Origin of the sequence: Nocardioides albus (genome assembly GCF_014648255.1) — a bacterium.
GTDB lineage: Bacteria > Actinomycetota > Actinomycetes > Propionibacteriales > Nocardioidaceae > Nocardioides > Nocardioides albus.
In genome coordinates this window covers 109,273-131,254 of sequence record NZ_BMQT01000008.1, presented here as the reverse complement: position 1 = coordinate 131,254, position 21,982 = coordinate 109,273, and the positions used below count along the sequence as shown (strand labels likewise).

19 protein-coding genes and 1 riboswitch are annotated in these 21,982 nt (G+C 69.2%); of the genes, 2 read left to right on the top strand and 17 right to left on the bottom strand.

Annotation, left to right across the window (positions count from 1 at the left end):
- Positions 1-45: 45 nt before the first annotated feature.
- A riboswitch (glycine riboswitch) is annotated at positions 46-136 on the bottom strand.
- An 81-nt stretch (positions 137-217) separates the two neighbouring features.
- The 11 genes from IEY84_RS17690 to IEY84_RS17640 all read right to left on the bottom strand — a co-directional run bounded on the left by IEY84_RS17690 (position 218) and on the right by IEY84_RS17640 (position 9,105).
- Positions 218-835, bottom strand: a complete 618-nt coding sequence (locus IEY84_RS17690) for a MerR family transcriptional regulator (RefSeq protein WP_221209121.1) — start codon at positions 833-835, stop codon at positions 218-220.
- A 178-nt stretch (positions 836-1,013) separates the two neighbouring features.
- On the bottom strand, positions 1,014-1,481 hold the full coding sequence (locus tag IEY84_RS17685; RefSeq protein WP_165112639.1) for a bifunctional nuclease family protein: 468 nt from the start codon (positions 1,479-1,481) through the stop codon (positions 1,014-1,016).
- 64 nt (positions 1,482-1,545) lie between these two features.
- The gene (gene ftsR, locus IEY84_RS17680) at positions 1,546-2,298 is read right to left on the bottom strand and encodes a transcriptional regulator FtsR (RefSeq protein WP_183549045.1); all 753 of its coding nucleotides are present in this window, start codon (positions 2,296-2,298) and stop codon (positions 1,546-1,548) included.
- A 2-nt stretch (positions 2,299-2,300) separates the two neighbouring features.
- Entirely contained in the window at positions 2,301-2,783 is a 483-nt protein-coding gene (locus tag IEY84_RS17675; protein WP_183549047.1) for an FHA domain-containing protein, read from the bottom strand.
- 99 nt (positions 2,784-2,882) lie between these two features.
- On the bottom strand, positions 2,883-3,269 hold the full coding sequence (gcvH, locus tag IEY84_RS17670; RefSeq protein WP_338089382.1) for a glycine cleavage system protein GcvH: 387 nt from the start codon (positions 3,267-3,269) through the stop codon (positions 2,883-2,885).
- A gap of 94 nt (positions 3,270-3,363) precedes the next feature.
- Entirely contained in the window at positions 3,364-4,671 is a 1,308-nt protein-coding gene (locus IEY84_RS17665) for a DUF881 domain-containing protein (RefSeq protein ID WP_183549051.1), read from the bottom strand.
- Entirely contained in the window at positions 4,664-4,996 is a 333-nt protein-coding gene (locus IEY84_RS17660; protein WP_179657782.1) for a small basic family protein, read from the bottom strand. Before IEY84_RS17660 ends, IEY84_RS17665 begins: the two co-directional genes overlap by 8 nt.
- Positions 4,993-5,919 (bottom strand): DUF881 domain-containing protein, encoded by a 927-nt coding sequence (locus tag IEY84_RS17655; protein WP_183549053.1) that lies wholly within the window; start codon positions 5,917-5,919, stop codon positions 4,993-4,995. The genes IEY84_RS17660 and IEY84_RS17655 overlap by 4 nt, the downstream gene beginning before the upstream one ends.
- Entirely contained in the window at positions 5,912-6,604 is a 693-nt protein-coding gene (locus IEY84_RS17650) for a CDP-alcohol phosphatidyltransferase family protein (protein ID WP_183549055.1), read from the bottom strand. The genes IEY84_RS17655 and IEY84_RS17650 overlap by 8 nt, the downstream gene beginning before the upstream one ends.
- 16 nt (positions 6,605-6,620) lie before the next feature.
- Positions 6,621-7,679, bottom strand: coding sequence for a hemolysin family protein (locus tag IEY84_RS17645; protein ID WP_183549057.1), 1,059 nt, complete (start codon positions 7,677-7,679; stop codon positions 6,621-6,623).
- 82 nt (positions 7,680-7,761) lie between these two features.
- Positions 7,762-9,105, bottom strand: a complete 1,344-nt coding sequence (locus tag IEY84_RS17640; protein ID WP_183549059.1) for a hemolysin family protein — start codon at positions 9,103-9,105, stop codon at positions 7,762-7,764.
- A 273-nt stretch (positions 9,106-9,378) separates the two neighbouring features.
- Between IEY84_RS17640 and IEY84_RS17635 the strand changes: the two genes are divergently transcribed.
- A complete protein-coding gene (locus IEY84_RS17635) occupies positions 9,379-10,992 on the top strand; it encodes a GMC oxidoreductase (RefSeq protein WP_183549060.1) in 1,614 nt (537 codons plus the stop codon).
- Positions 10,993-11,130: 138 nt separating this feature from the next.
- Here the strand turns inward: IEY84_RS17635 and IEY84_RS17630 are convergent, their stop codons facing one another.
- The 3 genes from IEY84_RS17630 to IEY84_RS17620 all read right to left on the bottom strand — a co-directional run bounded on the left by IEY84_RS17630 (position 11,131) and on the right by IEY84_RS17620 (position 15,101).
- Complete coding sequence (locus IEY84_RS17630; protein ID WP_183549062.1) at positions 11,131-11,466, bottom strand: DUF1048 domain-containing protein; 336 nt, start codon at positions 11,464-11,466, stop codon at positions 11,131-11,133.
- A 124-nt stretch (positions 11,467-11,590) separates the two neighbouring features.
- Complete coding sequence (locus IEY84_RS17625; protein WP_189129312.1) at positions 11,591-12,886, bottom strand: HNH endonuclease; 1,296 nt, start codon at positions 12,884-12,886, stop codon at positions 11,591-11,593.
- 400 nt (positions 12,887-13,286) lie between these two features.
- The gene (locus tag IEY84_RS17620) at positions 13,287-15,101 is read right to left on the bottom strand and encodes a gamma-glutamyltransferase family protein (protein WP_444544193.1); all 1,815 of its coding nucleotides are present in this window, start codon (positions 15,099-15,101) and stop codon (positions 13,287-13,289) included.
- Between the two features lie 65 nt (positions 15,102-15,166).
- On the opposite strand from IEY84_RS17620, the gene IEY84_RS17615 reads away from it, so the two are divergent.
- Positions 15,167-16,288 (top strand): calcium:cation antiporter, encoded by a 1,122-nt coding sequence (locus IEY84_RS17615; RefSeq protein WP_183550844.1) that lies wholly within the window; start codon positions 15,167-15,169, stop codon positions 16,286-16,288.
- A 12-nt stretch (positions 16,289-16,300) separates the two neighbouring features.
- On the opposite strand, the gene IEY84_RS17610 is transcribed toward IEY84_RS17615, so the two are convergent.
- The 3 genes from IEY84_RS17610 to IEY84_RS17600 are packed head-to-tail and all read right to left on the bottom strand — an operon-like array spanning position 16,301 to position 21,970.
- Entirely contained in the window at positions 16,301-19,666 is a 3,366-nt protein-coding gene (locus IEY84_RS17610; RefSeq protein WP_183550847.1) for an ATP-binding protein, read from the bottom strand.
- Positions 19,663-20,451, bottom strand: a complete 789-nt coding sequence (locus IEY84_RS17605; protein WP_229788789.1) for a DUF4194 domain-containing protein — start codon at positions 20,449-20,451, stop codon at positions 19,663-19,665. The genes IEY84_RS17610 and IEY84_RS17605 overlap by 4 nt, the downstream gene beginning before the upstream one ends.
- Positions 20,444-21,970 (bottom strand): DUF3375 domain-containing protein, encoded by a 1,527-nt coding sequence (locus tag IEY84_RS17600; protein ID WP_183550850.1) that lies wholly within the window; start codon positions 21,968-21,970, stop codon positions 20,444-20,446. The genes IEY84_RS17605 and IEY84_RS17600 overlap by 8 nt, the downstream gene beginning before the upstream one ends.
- Positions 21,971-21,982 lie beyond the last annotated feature (12 nt).

Below are 21,982 nucleotides of genomic sequence, written 5' to 3'. Positions count from 1 at the left end.
AAGCCCTCCCCCTCTGTCACCGCACATGCGCGGCTTCAGAGTCGCCTGGTCCGCACAGTCGTGGGTGCCTGAGAGTTTCCGGGGAGGAATTGCCCCTTCGGCGCTCCAACGAGTGGAGCTCTCCCGTGCGGGATGGTCAGCACCACCAGCATAAACGACTCGGCCCCCAGACACCGCAGAGGCGGGGTCCAGGGGCCGAGTGCTACGTGTTGTCCGCCTACCCGGCGTTGCGTGCGGCGCGGCGAGCCGAGAGCTCGTCGGACATCGAGGCGACCTGCTCGCCCTCCTCGGACGTACGCTCGCTGGGCAGCTCGGCGAGAGTCCCCTCGACCTCGCGCCAGACACCACCGATGGCGATGCCGAAGACACCCTGGCCGCCCTGGAGCAGGTCGATGACCTCGTCGTTGCTGGTGCACTCGTAGACCGACGCACCGTCGCTCATCAGGGTGACCCGGGTCAGGTCGTCGGTGCCGCGCTCGCGCAGGTGCTGCACAGCGGCACGGATCTGCTGCAGCGAGATCCCGGCATCGAGCAGACGCTTGATGACCTTGAGGATCAAGATGTCCCGGAAGGAGTAGAGCCGCTGGGTGCCGGAGCCGGTCGCCCCGCGCACGCTCGGCTCGACGAGCCCGGTGCGGGCCCAGTAGTCGAGCTGGCGGTAGCTGATCCCGGCCGCGTTGCAGGCCGTCGGCCCGCGGTAACCAGTGTCGCTCGGCAGTGGCGAGACATCGTCGGTGAAGAGAAGGCCCTGCTCGTCAGCCTGCTCCGCCGCGCGTTGCACGTCGTCGGCGCCGTGGCCGGGCTTCTGCTCGTGGTCGAACACGATGTCCTCCATCGTCTACTCCGTTGTGCGTAACTCCACTCGGGGAATGAACGGCTGCGGCGGGGGGACCACACCGTTGGAGTTACAACAGAGACAACTACAAGGTAAGCGCCGCAAGGGCCCTGGTCAAAGAACCCTCTCCGGCGTGTCGCCGGGGCTAACCCTCAGGTTCAACTTGAGGGTTTCCCTGTCAATGGGACTCGAAGTCCTCAGGCGTGATCTCATCGAGGAACTCGCGGAACTTCTCGATCTCGTCCTCCTGCTCGGCCGGGACCGCGAGTCCCGCCTCGTCGAGAACCTCGTCGGAGACGACGATCTTGGTGCCAGTACGCAGCGCCAGCGCGATCGAGTCCGAGGGCCGCGCGCTCACCTCGACGCCGGAGGCGAAGACCAGGTTGGCGTAGAAGACGCGGTCGGTGACCGAAGTGATCTGCACCTCGGTCAGCTCGTTGCCGGTCGCCTCCACCACGTCCTTGAGCAGGTCGTGGGTCAGCGGCCGGGGCGGGACCACACCCTGTTGGGCGAAGGCGATCGCGGTCGCCTCCACCGCGCCTATCCAGATGGGCAGGTATCGCTCACCGGCCACCTCGCGCAGCAGCACGATCGGCTGGTTGGAGGGCATCTCCACTCGGACTCCGAGCACATCGACCTCGCGCATGTCATCCACCCTACCCGGCTCCGGGTCCCGACAGCAGCCCGGTTGACCGGCAACCTGCGACGAGTCAGCGGTCGCGCAGTCCCGACTTCACCAAGGTGGCGTGCAGCCGGACCGCCAGCGAAGCGATCTCGCTGCCGATCTCCTCGGCCCGGCCCTGCGCTGCGGCGTTCCCGGGCCGCCGTAGCGGCGCCACGATCTGCTCGATGAGACCGACCTCGCGATCAGCTGCGGCCTTCATGCCGCGCAGATGACGGGGCTCGATCCCGAACTCGGCCAGCTCCTTGGCCGTGCGCGCGATCACGAGGGCGTCGGTGTCGTAATGACCGCTGCGCAGCGGGACCACCAGCGCCATCTTCTCCAGCTCGGTCAGCAGGGCGTCGTCGACCTCGGCGATCTTGAGGAGCTCGCGTCGCGAGATCCTCATGTTGTCCGTACGCCGGAACGACTCCGGCCCCGGCGCGCCGTCGGGCGTCAGGGCGACCGTCGGGACCGTCGGGACAGTCGCCTCGATCTCAGGCGGCTCGAGACCGCGGTCGATCGCGTCGAGGTGCTCGCCGATGACCTTGAGCGGCAGGTAGTGGTCGCGCTGCATCCGCAGGACGTAACGCAGCCGCTCCACGTCGCGGCGGGAGAACTTGCGGTAGCCCGCGGGCGTGCGCTCCGGCTTGATCAGTCCCTTGTCCTCGAGGAACCGGATCTTCGGGATGGTGACCGTCGGGAAGTCGGGACGCAGCTGGTCCAGGACCTGCCCGATGTTGAGCCGCTCCCCCGAGTCGCTAGCCGGCCGTTGAGGGTCAGGCGTCGCGGCGGCGGCCATGACTAGACGCCTTCGTGCCCGGCGTAGAAGACGAGCCGGAATTTGCCGACCTGGACCTCGTCGCCGTCCTTCAGGACGAACTTCTCGATCCGGTCGCGGTTGACGTAGGTGCCGTTGAGACTGCCGACGTCGGAGACCTCGAAGGTGTCGCCGGTGCGCGCGAACTCCGCGTGGCGACGGGAGACGGTGACGTCGTCGAGGAAGATGTCGCTGTCCGGGTGGCGACCCGCGACCACGGTGTCCTGGTCGAGCAGGAAGCGGCTTCCGGCACCGGGACCGCGCTGGACGACGAGCATCCCGTTGCCCTGCGGCAGGGCCTCGACGGTGGCCGCCTCGATCGGGCTGAGCACCCGGTCGGAGGTGTCGGCGTCAGCCCCGAGCTGGATCGTCGAGGTCTGATCGGTCCCGGTCAGGCTTACGCCACACTGCGAGCAGAACCGTGCTTCGTCGGGGTTCTGGCTGCCGCAAGCGGGGCACACGGACATTTGAGCTCCAGGTTCATCGAGGGCCGGGCACACACCCTCAAGTGAACGTTGAGGGATGGTATCCGAAACCTATCAGGTCGGCCCAGGTGTTCGGTTGACTTACGCGTCGAGTGATGCCTCGTACGCCGCGGCGTCGAGGAGGCTCTCCAGCTCAGCAGGATCGGCCGGGGTGATCTCGAAGAGCCAGCCACCGCCATAGGGGTCGTCGTTGACGAGCTCGGGCGTCGCGTCGAGGGAGCTGTTGACGGCGACCACCTCGCCGGAGATCGGCGCGTAGATGTCGCTGACGGACTTGGTCGACTCCAGCTCGCCGCAGCTCTCGCCGGACTTGATCGTGTCGCCGACCGCAGGCATCGAGACGTAGACGATGTCGCCGAGCGCGTCCTGGGCGTAGTGGGTGATCCCGATCCGTACGGACCCCTCGGTCTCGCCGGGGTTGCGCAGCCACTCGTGCTCGCTGGTGTACTTCAGGTCCTCGGGGTACACGGGCATCTCCTCATCAGGCGTACTGGTCTGGCAGCGGTTGATCGTCCCGCGGAGCCGGTTGACGAAACCCTACTGCGCCGCACTGGCGAATCGTTCAGCGGGACACGGTGTGAATCGACTCGATGTCGATCTTCTCCTCCGACTCGACATCCACCTCCGCACCCTGCTCCTCGAGCTGGTCCTGCGGGCCCTGGTAGAAGTCGATCGCGCCCGCCAGCGTGTCGGGCGGCCCGATCACCTGGAGACGGTACGGCGGGCTGATCAGCTCACCGCCGACGTTGAGCCCCGGCGTGGGCTGGCTGACCTCGATCGAGGACGATGCGACCAGTCGCACCGCCTCGCCGTCGGCCCCCTCGATCTCCATCGCCTCGGCACCGCTCGTACGCAGCTCCTCGATCAGGTCGAGGAGCGCGGTCAGCCGCAGCGGGTCGGCGCCGGGGTCGATCTCGATCGTGATGCCCGGCCCGCTGACCGGCACCGTCCCGGCGATCACGCGGAGCGTGTCGACCTGCTCCTCGGCCCGCTGCAGCGCGGTCTGCTGCTGCAGGGTCTGGTCCTCGAGCTCGTCGCGCGTCGCTTCGAGCTCCTCGATCTGCTCCTGAGCCTTCTGCGTCGTCCCGGCCAGGCCGGAGAGGATGTCGATCAGCTCCTGCTCGCGCAGGCCGGCGTACGTCGAGTCCTCGGTGTTCGTCTGGACCTGCACCACGGCCGCGTAGCCGAGGATGCAGAGCAGGACCGCCACGGCCACCTGGCCGCGCCGGAAGTGGGTGAGCGCGTCGAAGAGCCGCGCGCGGCCGACCAGCGGAGCGGGCTCCTCGGGCTCCTCTGGTTCCATCGCCGGCTCTTCGTCCTCGGCTGCGTCGATGGGCGCAGCGACCTCCGCGACCTCGTCGGACTCGCCCGGCGTGTCCTTCTCCTCGGGCGCGTCGACCTCGGCCGGCTCCTCCGCCGTCTCAGCCGCAGGCTCGGCCGTCTCGACGGGTTCGACTGGTTCGGCCTCGCCCGGACGAGGGTCGGGCGCCGGCTCTTCCCGCGCCTCGGCTTCCTCGACGTCATTCGCCTCGTCACCCGTCGCGTCGGCGGGCTCCTGGGGGCCGTCCTCCGCCGCTTCGGGCTCGCCCGGCTCCTGCGATGCATCCGACTCGCCCTCGGCCTCGTCGGGGGCCTCGTCCGGGTCGTCGGACGGGGCGTCGGACGGTTCTACTGACTCGACGGCGTCAGTCGCCTCGCCCGACTCATCGGCCGGAGCCTGCTCGTCCGGCGTACTTTCCTCCTCGGGCGTGGCGACGTCCTCGGTGACGGTCTCCTCGACGGGAACCGCGGGCTTCTTGGCCGCCGCCTTCTTCGCAGGAGTCCGCTTGGCCGTGGTCCGCTTCGCCGGCCTCCTCTTCCGGTCAGGCATGGAAGATGTGCCTCCGGATGGCCGCGACGTTGGTGAAGATACGGATGCCGAGGACGACGATGACGCCCGTCGACAGCTGGCCGCCGACGCCGAGGCGGTCACCGAGGTAGACGATGCCGGCGGCGATGACGACGTTGCTGATGAACGAGACGACGAAGACCTTGTCGTCGAAGATGCCGTCCATGAACGCGCGCAGCGCACCGAAGACGGCGTCCAGAGCGGCGACGACGGCGATCGGCAGGTAAGGCGCCAGGCCGACTGGCACCTCGGGCTGGAAGAGCAGCCCCAGTACGATGCCGATCACTAGGCCGATGACGGCGATCATTCTTCGCGGTCCCCTTCGCTGTTCTGTTCAGAGTCTTCGTCGGTCTTGTCGGTGGGCTTCGCTGAGCCCTTGGAACCCTCGTCCTTGGACTTGGTGCCGAGATGGGTCAGCTCCAGCAGCCCAGGCGGTGCCGCCGGAAGGGTGAGCCGCTCGATGTTCTCGACGTCGTACGGCATTCCGTAGTCCTGCGTCGTCGTGTGGATCATCGCGCCGGAGACCGTCTCGGCGAAACGTGCGGCAAGAGTACGCGTGTCGCCGATGGCCGACACCTCATAGGGCGGCGAGAGCGAGACGTCGTTCATCCGCAGGGTGGCTCCGGAGGTGATCACGCCGCTGCGTGGAGTGACCCGCTGACCGTCCACGGCCACGGCAGTCGCACCCGCCTGCCACAGCCCGTTGACGATCACGGCGAGATCGTAGTCCCGCACGGTGCCGCCCTCGCTGCCGTCGGCGGCGTTGTCGATCGTGATCCGGATCCCAGAGCCGGTCACCGGTGCGAATCCGGTCTTCTCCGCGGTCGCGGCCGCAGCGGCAGACGCCGCCTCCGCCCGCTGCCCGAGCGCGTTGAGCGTGGCCTCCCGGCCCTGGGCGTCCTTGCTCAGCTCGGAGATCTCCTGGTGCAGCTCCGCGATCGCGTCCTGGCGCTGCTCGATGCGGTCGACGAGGACCTGCCTGCTGGTCTGCCGGACGTCCTCGTTGCGTGAGGTCTGCACCGCGGCGGTCGTGGCCAGCAGCGCGAAGAGGCCGACGACGACCATCGCCCACAGCCCGGGCCGGCGCCGCCGGGTCGGCTCCTCGCCCGCGGGGTCACGGCGGGCGGCAGCGGCCTTGTAGTCGGAGTCGACCGCTTGGTCGGTGATGCGGTCCAGGAGCGGCTTGGTGACGTAGTCACGCAAGTCCTCGCCGGGGATCTGGTCAGGCACGAGACGCCCCGCCCTTCTCCAACGGTGGCGTGGTGGCCATCAGGCGACGCACCTCCTGAGCGTAGAGGACCAGGCTCCACCACAGCAGCAGAATTCCCCATAGCGCCAACGCCCAGCCGAACGCCTGCGCCAGCTGGATCGGCAGGCTCGGCTCCAGGCCGAGGTCGCGTGTCTCGGGGATGTCATGGGTGAGATAGAGCAACGGGAACGAGGCCAGCATGCAGAAGGCGGCCACCTTGCCGAGAAGGTGGACCGGCAGCGTACGCACCCCACGGCTGCGCAGCGCCGGGACCATCGCCAGCAGACCGAGGAGGCGCAACGGCACCAGCAGCGCGATCGGCCACGGGACCACCTCGATCTGCCAGAGCGCGAACGTCGCGGCCAGGACGAAGACGGTGTTGGCTGCCACGTCGAGCAGCTCGCCCGAGCGGCGTCGGCCGAGCTCCTTGCGGGCCAGCCAGCTGTCGAGCAGGTCGGTGACCACCGCGAGACCGAACGCCGCCAGCGCGATCGTGTCGTCCTTCGCGATCAGCACGGCCCACAGCATGACCGGCGCGTAGACGAGCCGCAGGATGCTGAGCAGCTTGCCGAGAATCGGCCGGTTGCGGTCGGTGGAGCCCTGCGGTCGCGGACGCGATCCCCGGCCAGGTGGCAGGCGGGGATCACCGGATCGACGGTTGGGCACGGACAAACCCTAGTGCTTACTCGGTAGCCGCAGAGTCATCGGCATGGGCGGCGTCGCGGATCTCACCGACCAGCTCCTCGATGACATCCTCCAACGTCGCCAGACCGATGGTGCTGCCATCCTCGCGGACGACCCGGGCCAGATGGGCGCCTCGGCGCTGCAGGGTCTCCAGTGTCTCGTGCAGCGCATCGTCCGGGGAGACGGTCGCGAATGGACGGATCCACTTGTTCTGGACGGGCTGGCGGCGGCGTACGTCGTCGGGCTCGAGCACGTCCTTGATGTGCAGGTAGCCGACCAGGTCGCCGCCTTCGTCGGAGACCGGGAACCGGCTGTAGCCGGTGGAGGCGCAGACCGTCTCGATGTCCGCGCCGGAGGCACCGCGCGGCACGATCGTCCAGTCGGCGATGGGGATGGTCACCTTGTCCACCGTCTTCTCGGTGAAGCCGAGCGCGCCGGCCAGGCGGCCGTACTCGTCCTCCTCCAAGAGCCCCTCACCCCGGGACTCCTCCACCATCGCCGCCACCTCGGCGCGGGTGAACGCGGAGCTCACCTCGTCCTTGGGCTCGATGCCGAGCGCTCGGATGCACACGTTGGCGACGTAGTTGAAGGCGGCGATGATCGGTCGCAGCACGTAGACGACCGCGTAGATCGCCGGGCCGAGGACCAGGGCGGCCTTGTCGGGGCCGGCCAGTGCGATGTTCTTCGGCACCATCTCGCCGACCACCACGTGCAGGAAGGTGACCACGAGCATCGCGATCACGAACGCGACCGGGTGGTGGAACGCCTCGGGCAGGCCGATCAGGTCGAAGCCGGGCTCGAGCAGGTGGGCGAGCGCCGGCTCGGTGATCGCCAGCAGCAGCACCGAGCAGACGGTGATGCCCAGCTGGGCACCGGCCATCATCAGGCTGATGTTCTCCATCGCCTTCAGGGTGATCTTGGCCATCTGCGAGCCGGCCTGGGCGGCGGGCTCGATCTGGCTGCGCCGGGCCGAGACCAGGGCGAACTCCGAGCCGACGAAGAATCCGTTGGCGAGCAGCAGCACCAGGCCGAGCAGAAGCCCCATGGTCGTCGTCACGCCGCCACCTCCGTCGAAGAGAGGCAAGGATACGGACGCGGCGGCGTGTTGCCCCCGCGGTTCACTCGCTGACGCTCGCTCACTAGCCGATCACCTTCATCGAGATCCGGTCGATCCTGCGCCCGTCCATGACCTCCACGGTGAGTTTCACGTACCTCGCGTACACATCGTCGTCGTCGGAGTCCGGCGGCGGGGTTCCGGGCACGGTCAGCTCCGCGCTCGCGCCGCGTTCGGGGATGCGGCCCAGCAGGCTGAGCATCAGGCCGGCGACGGTGTCATAGTCCTCGCCCTCGGGCAGGGTGACACCGGTGATGTCCTCGACCTCGTCGGGGCGCAGCAGCCCCGAGAGCGACCAGCCGCCGTCGCGGCGCAGCCGGGCCCGGGCGCTGAGCGGATCGTGCTCGTCTGCGATATCGCCCACGATCTCCTCGATCACGTCCTCGAGGGTGACGATGCCTGCCTGGTCGCCGTACTCGTCGAGCACGACGGCCAGCTGGAAGCCCTCGGCGCGCAGCAGGGCCATCAACGGGTCCAGGCGCAGCGAGTCGGGGACGACCACCGGCGGGACCATCAGGTGCTTGACCTTGGCCGTGGAACGCTCGTGCACCGGCAGCGCCACGGCGGCCTTGACGTGCACGGTGCCGACCACGACCTCGTTGTCGTCGAGCACCGGGAAGCGTGAGTTGCCCGTACGCCGGGTGAGCTCGATCAGCGCCTCGGCGCGGTCGTTGTGGTCGAGGCTGTTGACGCGTACGCGCGGGGTCATGATCTCCCCCGCCGTTCGGGTGCCGAACTCGACCGAGCGCTCCATCAGCTCGGCGGTGTCTGCGTCGAGGGTGCCCTCGTGGGCGCTGCGCTGGATCAGGGAGGAGAGCTCGGCGGAGCTGCGTGCGGAACGCAGCTCCTCCTGCGGCTCCATGCCCAGGCGACGCACGATGGCGTTGGCGGTGCCGTTGAGCACCTTGATAGGTCCGCGCATGATCCGGGTGAAGGCCCGCATCGGCCCCTGCGTGACCCGCGCGGTCTCCAGCGGCAGCGCCAGCGCGAGGTTCTTGGGGACCAGCTCGCCGAAGAGCATCGTCACGATCGTGGACAGGGTCAGCGCGACCGTCACCGCGATCGCCGCCACCGCGCCCTCCGGCAGCCCGGTGGCGAGCAGCGGCGCGTCGATCAGCTCGGCGATCGCCGGCTCCGACATCCAACCGATACCGAGGTTGGTCACGGTGATGCCGACCTGTGCGCCGGAGAGGTTGCTGGAGAGCTCCTTCATCGCGCGGAGCACGCCTTGGGCACTCTTGTCGCCCTGCTCGGCGGCCATCTCCACCTGGGAGTGGTCGACCGTGACCAGGGAGAACTCGGCTGCCACGAACACTCCACAGGCGGCGACCAGCAGCAGCGCGAGGAGGATGAACAGCACCTCGGTCATCGGGCCGACCTCGGGTGACGCAGCGAGCATGGATATTGGCCGGGTTGCGGTCCGTCCATCGGGGTTCAGATCGTCCTTAGCTGTTGGAAGTCCCGTCAGCCTACATGGCTGCGGTTGCACCTCCTGCGTCGCCGGGCCGCCCTCGATCGGCACGTGTCGCGTTCCGGACACCGTTGTCCAGAACGGCGATGTGAACCTTGACACCTTTCGGCCGTTCGTCAACTCTTACGCGGCAGTGACCGACTGTCCGCGAGCCGAGGGAGCCCCTTGACCATGTCCGCAGCCACAAGACGTACGTTCCTGGCCGGCGCTGCCGGCGCCGCCGGTGCCGCGGCGTCCGGACTGCTCGCCCGTCCGGGCGCAGCGACCTCGCCCCGTCGCGTACGACTGGTGCGGGAGGAGCATCGGGCGGTGGTCATCGGCTCCGGGTTCGGTGGCGGGGTCGCTGCGCTGCGGCTGGCCGAGGCCGGTGTACCGGTCACGGTGCTCGAGCGTGGCCGCCGCTGGCCGACCGGGCCGGACGCGCAGACCTTCCCGACGGTGCGTTCGCTCGACAAGCGGGTGCTGTTCCACACCACCGCCCCTGAGGCGCTCAAGCCGCTGCAGAAGCTGCTCGGCACTCCCCTGAACTTCGGCCCGTACGTCGGTCTGCTGGAGCCCATCCTGGGCCAGAACATGCTCGCCATGTGCGCGGCCGGTGTCGGCGGTGGCTCGCTGGTCTACCAGGGCATGACGCTGCAGCCTTCCGCCGAGGTCTTCAACACCTGGTTCCCGAACGCGCTCGACTACGAGCTCATGGACCGGGTCCACTACCCGCGCGTCGCCAGGATGCTCGGTGCCGCGACCGCACCCGACGAGCTGATCGCCTCGGACAGCTATCGGGTCTCGCGGACCTTCGGCAAGCACGTGGAGGCCGCAGGCTACGACCTGCAGAAGATCCCGATGCCGATCGACTGGTCCTACGCGCTAGCGGAGCTGCGCGGCGAGATGGCTCCGTCCTACACGAACGGCGACTGCGCCCTCGGCGTCAACAACGGCGGCAAGCACTCCGTCGATGTCACCTACATCAGGCAGGCCGAAGCCACCGGACTGGTGCACGTCGCGACCCGCCACAACGTGACCTCCGTGGCGCGTGCCGGCGACGGCCGCTGGGAGGTCCACGTGGACCGCACCGACGATGCCGGTGATGTGGTCGAGCAGAAGATCCTGACCACCCCAGCACTAGTCATGGCGGCCGGCTCGCTCAACACCAGCAAGCTCCTCGTCCGCGCCGCGGCGACCGGCACCATCCCGGATCTACCCGAGAAGCTCGGCCAGGGCTGGGGCACCAACGGCGACCGGATCTACATGTGGCGCCCCTTCGACGAGAACCTGACCGGTACGCAGGGTGGGCCCGTCGTCTATCAGAGCCAGGACTGGGCAGACCCGACCACGGCCAACACCGTCATCCAGGCATCACTGCCACCGCTCCCCCTCGGCCTCGACCTGGGCGCCACCATGCTGGTCGGCTTCGGCGTCAGTGCCGACCGCGGCAGCTTCCGCTACAGCTCGCTGACCGACTCGGTGAGCCTGCGCTTCCCCTTCGGTGGAGACTCGGCAAGCTATCGCGCCATCCACGAACGGGTCTCGAAGATCAGCGGCGGCATCGGCGCCCTGATCGACACCAACTCCATCGTCAACAGCACCTGGCACCCGCTCGGCGGCGCCAACATGGGCACTGTCTGTGATCTCGACGGCCGCGTCCAGGGTCAAGACGGCCTCTACGTCCTCGACGGAGCCCTCATCCCCGGCACCACCGGGGCGTGCAACCCGTCGATGACCATCGCCGCAGTCGCCGAGCGAGCGATGGACAACATCGTTGCCAACGACGTCGGGACGGTCATCTGACCCGCCCACACAAGCCTGCATTGCAAAATTCTGCAGATTTTTGCGAATAGGCGTGACAAGCCCTTGGGTGATGAGGCAACATTGTTCTTGCCCCGCTGGAGACCCGAGACTCCGGCGGGGCTCTTACGTTTTCGGGCCTCACGAAAGCTTCTGCGCAACTTCGTTGAGGTTTGCCCGCAGCTTGTCGCGATACGCGTCGTGCTGCTCGGGCAGCCATGCGTCGCAGAAGGCAGCCAGGTCGGTCCCGGTGACCTCGACGACCGGCCGTCCGGCGGCGGCTTCGGTCTCGAACAGGTCGAGGACGTCGCGGAGGATGGCGACGATGTCCATGCCGTCGCCGGCGGTGAAGCGCCACATGTAGCTCTTCATCTCCGAGTAGACGGTGCGGTAGTCCGCGGGCAACTCGGCGGCGCGGGCCTCCATGCGCTTCCAAGCCTTCTTGTCACCCACGAGGCGGTTGAGAAGGTTGTTCATGTCGTGCTCCCTTTGATCGTGTTCTTCGCTCGGCTCCCGGTTTGGGGCCGTGAAAGAAGCGTGCAGCCCTGACGCAGCGTCAAGGTCAAGCACTGATCTGCAGAAAGTTCCCAGCCTCTGGATGTCAGGCCGCGAGGCGGTGGTCGAGGAGTACGTCGCGCAGCACGAACTCGGCTGTGGACAGCGGCGGTGGCTCCGGTCGCCAGGTCTCCGGTGGTGGACTGACATAGGTATGGCCCGTGGGCGTGATGGTCACGATGCTGCCGTCTGGTCCGGGTCTGGCTTGCCAGCCGAGGGCTTCCTTTGCTTGATTGCACCTTTCGCAGAGACCCTGCAGGTTCTCCGCTCTGGTTTCGCCGCCGTCTGCGTGGCGCTCGACGTGGTCGATGTTCCGGATCGGGGCATCGCAGCCAACGGTGCGGCAGATCCCGCCGTCTCGGGTGGTGATGAACTCCGCCAGCCCGTCAGGTGCTTTCCGGGAGCGGGACTCCATCGCGACCAACTGCCCGGCGGGGTCGGTGAACAGCCTCCGCACAAACACCTCGGCCTCAGTGAGTGCTTCGCGGGCCCAGCCTGCGGGGACGGGGCCGTAGCCCTCGACCATCGCGGGCTGGTTGCTGTCGTTGGCGAGAGCGTCGGCAGTCATCACGATCTTGACCTCGATCCGAGGCTTGGCATCGGCCCCAGCGCGCCCAGTGACCCGGTCGACCAGCGTATCGGCCATGACCTGGCCCCGGGTCCGCTCATCGCCGGCCGCCTGCGCGGCTTTGGCGGCCTGGTCGAGTGCGGCGTAGACAGCGACGCCGTCCTTGACCGGCAGCAGTGCGCCGAGCCAGGTCAGGGTGTCCGGTGCGGGTCGGACGCTGACGCGTCGGTCCTTCTCCGCACTGGCGGTTCGGTTGACGACGGATTCTTGGTCGAGGGTGATGGCGAGCTTCTTGGCGGCGTTCTCGAGCTGCCGTGGCCCCATGGCCACGACCCTCGGAACCTGCCCGTCTTCACCAAGAGCGCAAAGCTGGTAGTCGATGACCCGACGGTCCTCGACCGAGAGGCAGGCGGTCTCGCGGGCGAGGATGGTGGCCTGCCACTGCGAGAACAACCCGGTCTTCATCAACGCATACGTGTGGGGCATCTCTGCGACCAAGACCTTCGCCAGGCCAAGGAAACTGGCGCCCTTGACGGGGGAGACCCGTCGCGCCAACGCGATCTGGGAGGCGACCCCTTCACCGAGCTTGCGGGCAGGAACCCCCGCCTCGGCCTGCCGGGTGCGGACAGCGTCCTCGAGGCGTACCGCCGCTTCTGCCTGCACCGCCTCAGCGACGCACTTGACCTCTTCGAGCCGAGTGATCCAGTCGACCAGCTCACTCTCGGACGCGCCCAGGGGCGGTCCGGTGAGGAGTTGGTCGATGGTCTCGTTCATACAGCCAATTATATGCGCAACACCACCCGGAGTCTACCTGTTTGTGCTGGTCATCGCCGAATTATGCGGTCGGTGAACATGTAACGTGATCTCCGCGCCACACCCTCGCCGCCGCCCCGATACTGGCGAAATTCTTTTCTCGATCGGGTGCCGGGTCAAGGACCGCGAACGCGGCCGGCGAAGCCGGCGGGCCGAAGGCCCGTCCTTGACGCGGCGCATGATCGAGAAACAATCAATCAAGGGTCGGCGGCGAACCCAGAAACGAAGAAACGGTCACATTGGCAAGGTTTCCCGAACCAACCGTGTTGGTCTCGACACGCCTCCGCCTAGCGGCTCCGGCGGCTCGACCAGCGGGGAGACGCAGCTCGACCAGCGAGAGGCAGCCCGACCCCCAAGCACACTAACGCCCCACCGCATACCCCTGCGCCCCGCGAGCATTAGCAGCAGCAGACAGCACCCCAGTAGAAGGATCCCGAGTAACCGCAGAGAGCCGCCCCAGAGACCAGTCACCACTCAGCTCGACAGCATGACCCCGCCGACGCAGCTCCTCGACAACCCCAGGTCCGAGTCGATCCTCGAGCACCGCACCAGCGGGGGTCCAGGTACGCGGCCAGAAGGATCCCGGGAAGGAGGTCGAGTGGAGCGCCGGGGCGTCGATGGCCTCCTGGGGCGAGTAGCCGCCGACGATGGTGCGCAGCAGGTAGAGCAACTGCCACTGGTCCTGCTGGTCGCCGCCGGGCGAGCCGACGGCGGTGACGGCCCGGCCTTCACGCAGGATGAGCGTGGGCGTGAGCGTGGTCCGCGGGCGGCGCCCGGGCTGAAGGGTCGAGGGCAGGCCCGGCTCGAGCCAGGTCATCTGCAGCCGGGTGCCGAGGCAGAAGCCGAGCTCAGGGATCGTCGGCGAGGACTGCAGCCAGCCGCCCGACGGGGTGACTGCGATGATGTTTCCCCAGCGGTCGGCGACGTCGATGTGACACGTGTCCCCGCGCGTCTCGCCCTCGCGCGAGACCGTCGGCTCCCCCACACCGGACGCGGCCGCGGCCGGGTCGTAGGTCTCCCGCAGCGGCGGGAAGCTCGTCGCGCCCAGGCCGGGCCTCACCTCGGCGGAGGCGGTGTCTCCGATCAGCGGACGCCGGCTGGCGGCGTACTGCTTGGACACCAGCGTCTCGATCACGGCCGGATCGGCACCGTCACCGTAGTGGGCGTCGCGGTCGGCGAACGCGAGCTTGGTCGCCTCGAGGATCGTGTGTGCGCCTTCGGGACTGCTCGGGTCGAGCAATCCATCCTCCAGCGGCTCGAGCAGGTTGAGCGTCTGCAACAGCACCGGCCCCTGCGTCCACGGCCCGGCCTTCGCGATCGTGTGGCCCCGGAACTCCGTCGTCACCGGCTTCTCGTACGCAGCCGAGAACCCGGCCATGTCAGCCGACCTGATCACGCCGGAATGATCGGTTCCGGAGGAGTGCCGGTGCGGGGTGCGTACGAACCGATCGATCGTCTCCGCGACGAACCCGCTGCCCCATGCGGCGCGGGCGGCGTCGATGCGCTCCACGCGAGTCGCGGCGCCGTCCCCGGCAGCCACCAGACGGTCGAGCACGGCGGCGTACGCCTCGTTGCGAACCATGGTGTCGGGCTCCGGCGGCTCGCCGTCGACGAGCCAGTGGGCTGCCGACGTGGGCCAGTGGTCGCGGAACAGGTCGGCCACGGCGGCGATCGTGGAGACCGCCCGGCCGAGGATCGGGTGGCCGTTGCGGGCGTACTCGATGGCGTAGTCGAGCACGTCTCCCAGCTCCCAGGTGCCGTGGTCGCGCAGCAGCATCAGCCAGGCGTCGACCGCACCCGGAACGGCGGCCGCCAACGCCCCGGAGCCGGGGACCAGCTCGAGCCCCTCTGCCCGCATGTGCTCGACGGACGCCCCCGCGGGCGCAGGCCCCTGCCCCATCAGCACCGTCGTCTCGCCACCGACGGGCGCGAAGATCCCGACCAGATCACCACCCGGTCCGTTGAGGTGAGGCTCGACGACGTGCAGCACGAACCCACCCGCGACCACCGCGTCGAAGGCGTTGCCTCCGCGCTCGAGCACGGCCTGCGCGGTGCCGCTGGCCAGCCAGTGCGTCGAGCCGACCATGCCGAACCTCCCGAGCAGGTCGGGACGGGTCTTGAAGGCCGCCGGAGGCGTGTAGCGAGAGGGGGACGGTGTCGAAGTGTCGAAGGGCACAGACCCAGGCTACGAGCGAGAACCGGTCACCTGGTTGGCGGCCCGGCACGGGATAGGGTCTCCCCATGAGTGCGCCAGCGGTCCGGGGTCGTCTCCAGTGGTCAGTGGTTGTGCCGATCCTCGCGATGGTGGTGCTGGCGCTCGCCTGGTTCCGCCACGAACACTGGTCGATCCTCGCCGTGGTGGCCGCGGTGCTCGTCGGCGCGGTGCTGAGTGCCGTCCACCACGCCGAGGTGGTCGCGCACAAGGTCGGCGAGCCCTTCGGCTCGCTCATCCTCGCGGTCGCGGTGACCGTGATCGAGGTCGGCCTGATCGTGATGCTGATGACCAGCGGCGGCGACAACACCAGCACCTACGCCCGCGACACCGTCTTCGCCGCCGTAATGGTCACCCTCAACGGCATCGTCGGGCTCTCGCTCATGGTCGGCGCGATCAAGCACGGGCTGGTCAGCTTCAACGCCGCCGGCACCGGGTCCGCGGTCGCCACCGTGATCGCTCTGGCCGGACTCACCCTGGTCCTGCCGAGCTTCACCACCTCCGCGCAGGGCGCGCAGTACTCCCCCTCCCAGCTGGCCTTCGCCGCGGTCGCATCGCTCGCGCTCTACGTCGCCTTCCTCTTCACCCAGACCGTCCGCCACCGCGACTTCTTCCTCCCGGTCACCAGCGACGAGCACGGCCGGATGACCGGCCTGGTCGACCTCGACGAGGACGGCCACGCGGACCCGCCCACGCGCGGTGAGGCCATGCTCAGCCTCGGGCTGCTCCTGGTCTCCCTCGTCTCCGTCGTCGGTCTGGCCAAGCTCCTCTCCCCCACGATCGAGAGCACCGTGGCGAGCCTGGGCTTTCCCTACGCCGTCGTGGGTGTCGTGATCGCCCTGCTCGTCCTCGCCCCGGAGTCGATCGCCGCGGTGCGCAACGCCTCCCGCGATCGAGTCCAGACCAGCCTCAACCTCGCCTACGGCTCGGCGATGGCCTCCATCGGCCTCACCATCCCCGCCATCGCGGTGGCGATGATCTGGCTCGACGGCCCGCTCGTCCTCGGTCTGGAGCCGACACAGATCGTGCTCCTGGTCATCACGGTCTTCGTCACCGGGCTCACCGTCGTCCAGGGCCGTGTCTACGCCCTGCAGGGTTTCGTCCACCTGGTCCTGCTGGCGTCGTTCCTGTTCCTGTCGATGCAGCCCTGAGAACCCGCCGGCTCAGCGGGCCGGGACCTCCTCGAGCCCCACCTCGAGCTTCGGGAACGAATGGCCCTCGGCGTCCTTGAGCACCGTGTACTGGACGTCGACGTGCGGCTCGATCGCGCTGTGCTTGTCGTTCGGGGCGCCGATGATGAGCTGGAACCCCAGGCCCCGCCAGGCGCCGATGGCGCGGCCCGTGAAGCGGGCATCGGCCTTGATCAGCGCCTCGTCGAGGAAGACCGGGGCGTAGCGCGGTCGCTCCGCACCGGCGTCACCGAGCTGGTAGCGCAGCGCGGCGCCGACGATGAAGGCGACCAGCTCCTGCGACTCGCCTCCGGACTTCTCGCCGATGTGGTCGTAAAGGGCCACATGCTCACCGGTCGAGGCGGTGACCTTCTCGGCGCTGACCCGGACGTGGTTGCGTACGTCGATCAGGTCGGCGAAGTCGGGGGCCGTGCGGCGCATCCGGTCGATGAGCCGGGCCATCCGGGTGTAGGCCAGCTCCCGGGTCTCGTTGGTCGACGCCTTCTCGATGAGATCGCGCACCGCCCGCAGCTCCTTGCGGAATCGGCCACGCACCGCCGACTGGCCCTCCTGGGTGTCGATCCGCAGCCGGTGCCCGTCGTCGTTGAACGGGAGCTCGGCGAGGATCTGGTTGATCGGGTCGATCCGGTCACGGATCTCCCGCACGGACCGCGACAGCGTCGAGTCGAGGTTGGTCAGATCGTTGCCCGACAGATTGAGCAGGGAGTCGCGCCACTCGACCTCGAGCTCGTGCAGGCCACTGGTCTGCAGCTCGTCGAGGAGCCGGTCGAAGTCCGCGTAGGAGGCCTCCGGGTCGGTGTGGAGATTGGGGTTGGGCCAGCGTTCGAGGAAGGCCTCGAAGGTCTGCTGGAGCTGGACGCGGGCGGTGCCGATCGTCTCCTGCGCGCCGATCCGGTCGGCGTCGAGGCTCTCCCCCGCCCGGGCGAAGACCGCGTCGAGCTCGGCGAGCGCGTCCTCCCGCCGGCCGGCCTCCTCGCCTCCGGACGCCTTGAAGAGCTGCTCGAGATAGTCCGCCTGGGCGGACGCGACATCGGTGCCCGAGGCCGCGGCATCTTCCAGCGCGTCCTTGGCACGGTCGACCTGCTCGACCACGTCGCTCCAGCGCTCGTCGAGATCGGTGAAGGTGCTCTTGGCGGCGCCGATGCCCTCACGCAGCGAGTCCACCTTGGCCCGGGCGTTCCTGAGGCGCTCCTGGAGGGTGGCGATCTGCGGGTTGTCAGCGGTGACCTCGGCGATCACCGAGGCCCACCGGTCGCGCTCAGCCTCGGCACCGGCCACGTCGACCTGGTCCCAGGTGAGCGCCGAAACGGCCTTGAACGACGTACGCCGCTGGTCGAGCTGCTTGATGGCCAGCTCGGTCTCCGCGACCGCCACCTTCGTGGTCTCCACGTCCTTGCGAGCGGCCTCGAGGCGTTCGGTCAGCTCGGCCACGCGGCGGGAGTTGGTGAAGCCGAGCACGTTTCTCACGCCGTGACCACCGTGCGCGCCGCGCATCCCCTGCGAGACCTGCCCGGTCACGGTGAGGGCCATCCGGTGCTGGCCGAGCAGGGCGGGGGTCTGCACGCAGACGTAGCCGTGCCGCTCCGTCAACCGCTGCTTGAGCCAGCCGGTGAACACGCCGCGGCGATAGTCCAGGCGCCCAGGAAGGGTGCCCTCGTCCAGCGGTTGCACACCGTCCTTCATCCCGGTGTGGACCGCCTCGTAGCGGATCCGCGTCCGCTGCCGCACCGTGTCGATGGCGGCTCGGAAGGCACCCACGTGCGCAGCGTCGACGAGCATCGTGGTCGCGAACCCGCCCAGAGCCAGGTTGAAGGCCTCGCGCCAGGCCTCGTGCTCGGTGCGCACCTCGATCAGCTCGCCGACGAACGGCATCTCGGCCGGCCTCAGCCCGGCAGCCTCGGCCAGCACCGCGCGGGCGGCGCGCAGCGGCTCCGGGATGTTGTTCTTCGTCTTCTCGGCATCGGCGAGCTCGTCCTCGAGCCGGCCGACCAGCTCGACGGCGGCGGTCTCGGCGGACCGCGCAGCGGCGTAGGCGTTGAGGGCGCTCGTGCGCGCGTCGTCGTCGACCAGGGCCGCCTGCGCAGCCGACTGGAGGGTCTCGAACTCGGCGGGGGTGGTCGCCGCCGCGCCGAGGACGGCGAGCTCCTCGTCCAGCGCCTCGCGGGCGCGGCGTACGGTGTCCGCCCGGGTCTCGGCGGCCTTGATCTCGCGGGTGGCCTCCTCGAGGCGCCGGCCGCCGGAGGCGGCGACGGTGACCGCGAGGCCGTCGCGCTCGGACTCGGCGGCGTCGACCAGCGCCTGCTTCTCCGCGACCGACTTCTCCGCGGCGCTCCTGCGCCCGCTGAGCTCCGACTCCAGCTCACTGAGCAGATCGACACGCTTGCCGGCCCGCCACAGTCCCGCCGGTGTGGTCTCGTCGTCGAAGGAGCCGATCCCGTCGATCACCTCGAGCCTGGCGGCAGCATCCTCGATCGCTGCCCGGTGCTCGCGGATGGGCGTCAGCGCCCGCACCTGCTGCTGCGCGGTGACCATCCGGTCGCGGGTCGCGGAGAGCTCGTCGAAGTGGGCCACGACGCCGTCGGCGGTGGCGAGGGTCTCAGGCTCCTCGAGCACCATCTTCTTGTAGAGGTCGTCGACCGTGGTGATCTGCTGCCCCGCCTGGATCCGGCCGAGCAGGTTGACCGCCTTCTCACCGTCGCCGGCGGCACCGATCCCGAGCGCGGAGTGGATCCGGGCGGTGAAGTCGCGGTCGGTGTCGATCGGGGTCAGGCCGACCTCGGCGACCGAGGAGCGCGTGAACCGGTGAGCGGCCGCCGGTTCCAGCGAACGTACGTCGAAGCCCGCCTCGGCCACCGCCCGGAGCTTGGTCACGTCGTCGAGGTTCTTGGCTGACGCCGGCACGTACCAGGCCCGGACCGCGGTGAAGCGGGCGCCGGTCTGGTCCGCCCAGGTCATCGCGATCGCCGACCAGGTGTCGCGGCCGTCGCCGCGCAGCACCCGGATCTTGGTCCCCTCGGCGGTCTTCGCCTCGTCGATCTTGCCGCGCGCGTAGGAGAGGATGTTGCGCTGGTCCTGACCGCGCGGACGGCCGACCACACCACCGTTGGAGGCGCCGTTGAACGGCGTCGTGTGCGGCATGATCAACGCGATGTAGGCGTCCATCAGGGTCGACTTGCCCGACCCGGAGCCGCCGGTGAGCAGGGTCGCGGTCGGCGAGAACCGCACCCGGTGGGCGCCATCGTAGCCACCCCAGTTGACCAGCTGAAGCTCGCTCGCGACCCACTGCCGGCCGGTCGAGCGGGCCGGGATGAGTCCGAAGAGGCTGTCGATCATGTTCATTCGTCGATCTCCTCGTCACCGCTGGTTGAGCCGCCGGAGCCGCTAGGCGGAGGCGTGCCGAAACCAACACGGTCCCCCTCCGCGCTCGATTCGACCGTGTTGGTCTCGACACGCTCGGCCGCAGGCGGCCTCGCGGCTCGACCAGCAGATTCCTTGAGCCATTCCTTGAGCTCGGCGAGCTTCTCGACACTCAGCACGATCTCGACCAGGGGTGTGATCCGGAAGCGGCCCTCGGACTCCTCCTCGATCAGCCCCTCCCGGGCGAGCCGGTCGACCGCGCGGCGGATCTCGCGGCGCGCGGACGCGTCGCCGCTGCCGACGTCGAAGTAGGTGAGCACTGTCTGCTCCAGCTCGTCGGCGTCGACGCGCGCAGAGCTCTCTCCGGCACCGCGCTCGCGCTGGAAGACGGTGCGCAGATGGACGAGCACGAGGGTCTCGGCTCGTGAGTAGGCATCGTCCTTCAGGAGCACCGGAACGTCGAGCTCCTCCGAGCGCACCTGCCGCTTGTAGGCGATCCCGCGGTCGTGGTCGACCACGAGCCGGACGAACAGGTCGTGCAGGCGTGACTCGATCACCGCCTGGTGATCGAGCAACGTACGCCACTGCCGCGGGCTCCGCTCCGCGGTGATGAACCGGCGGCGCAGCAGCTGGACCAGCACCCGGCGGATGTCGGCATCGAGCACACCGCGGTCGCCGACGAAGAGCTCGGTCGGGTCGTCCTCCATCGAGACGGGCTCGATGAAGCCGTCCGGCTCGCTGCCGTAGGCCACGTCGGTCTCACTCATCGCCCATCCCCTTGTCAGTCGCCTTGTCGGACTCTTCGCCAGCTGCACTCAGCCTGACCCCACCGAAGGCGAACCTGCGGCGCACTCCATCTGCCCGGACGGCCTCGATCGTGGAGATCTCCCCCGTCTCCGTCATCCCGCGACGATGGGCGACCTCCAGCAGTCCGAGCAGGTCGACCGGGCGCCGGATCTCCTCCGGCGCAGCCGCGAAGACCTCGGCCAGGTCGACCGGCTCCTCGGGTCCGTGGGCCGCCACGTAGGCGTCCAGGTGGGCCTCGATCGCCCGGTAGCCCGGGCCACCCCACGCCTTGGTGTCCTCGACCGCGCTCTCCACGTCGCCCCAGTCGGCCAGCGGCGCCGGCGGCTCGGGCGGACGCAGTTCGCTGACCGACTGACGTAGGTGACCGAGGTCGGCGACCGGCAGCCGGCGCAGCGGCTCGACGGACTCGGCGATCCGCGAGGACGGCATCCACGCCTGGAACCCGACCATCACATCGCGCAGCAGGTCGTCGACCTGCCGGTCACGGGCCGGGTCGTGCGTACGCACCTGGGTGGTGATCACGTGGGAGGCGGTCTGCTGGGCGGCCAGCACCTCGGCGACGCCCGTCTCGATCCGGCGTCCGACCGCGGCCAGCTCGGCCCGCTCATGCGGACCCATCTCTCGGGTGAACCGGTGCCGCAGCACCGTACGCAGGTTGGTGGCCAGGTCGTCGAGGCGGCGCGGGTCGCCGATCATCCGCAGCGCACCGGCGAACGCCTTGCCCTCCGGGGTGGAGGCCATCACGTCCTTGCCGCGCTGCAGGTACTCGCGCAGGACCTCGCCGGCCGGACGTACGTCCTGGCGCAGGTCGGTCACCACGTCACGCTGCATCGCCCGGATCGACTCGACCACTCGGGCGAAGTCGGCGGGGAGCTCGCGGGTCAGGTGGAGGATGTTCTCGGCCTGCTCCAGCAGGGTGTCGTCATCGACGGTGTCGACGACGCCGGTGCGGTCCAGGCGGGCGATCTCGGCGCGCCGCTCGGCGATCTCCTCGGTCAGCCGCGCCACCCGGGTCAGCACGTCGGGGTCGGCGTCCAGGGCGAGCCGCTCGACCGCCTCCAGCAGCGTCCTGACCCGCGACTCGGAGACCCGCGCCCGAGACCCACTCGCGCGGCCGGCGATCTCGAGGGCGCCCACCGCATGCGCGGAGAGCCGGTAGACCTCGTCCTCACCCTCGATCTGACGCAGCAGCCACCCGGCGCGGACCCACTGACGGCACAGCTCGCGGGCCGAACCGACCGGGAGCATCACCTCGCCGTTCTCACCCTCGGCGTAGCCTGTGGCCCGGAGCCGGTCCAGCATGTCGCTGATCTCGGCGTGCGCGTCCACCACCGGGACCGCCGCCCGCTCGGAGGTGAAGGTCACCGAGAGCACCGCCACGACGAACGGAGCGAACCGGCCGTGCAGAAGGTCGAGCATCGGGTTCTTGAAGGCGGCCAGAGCCCCGGCGTACGCCGCCTCGACGCGAGTGTCACTCATCGGCAGATACCG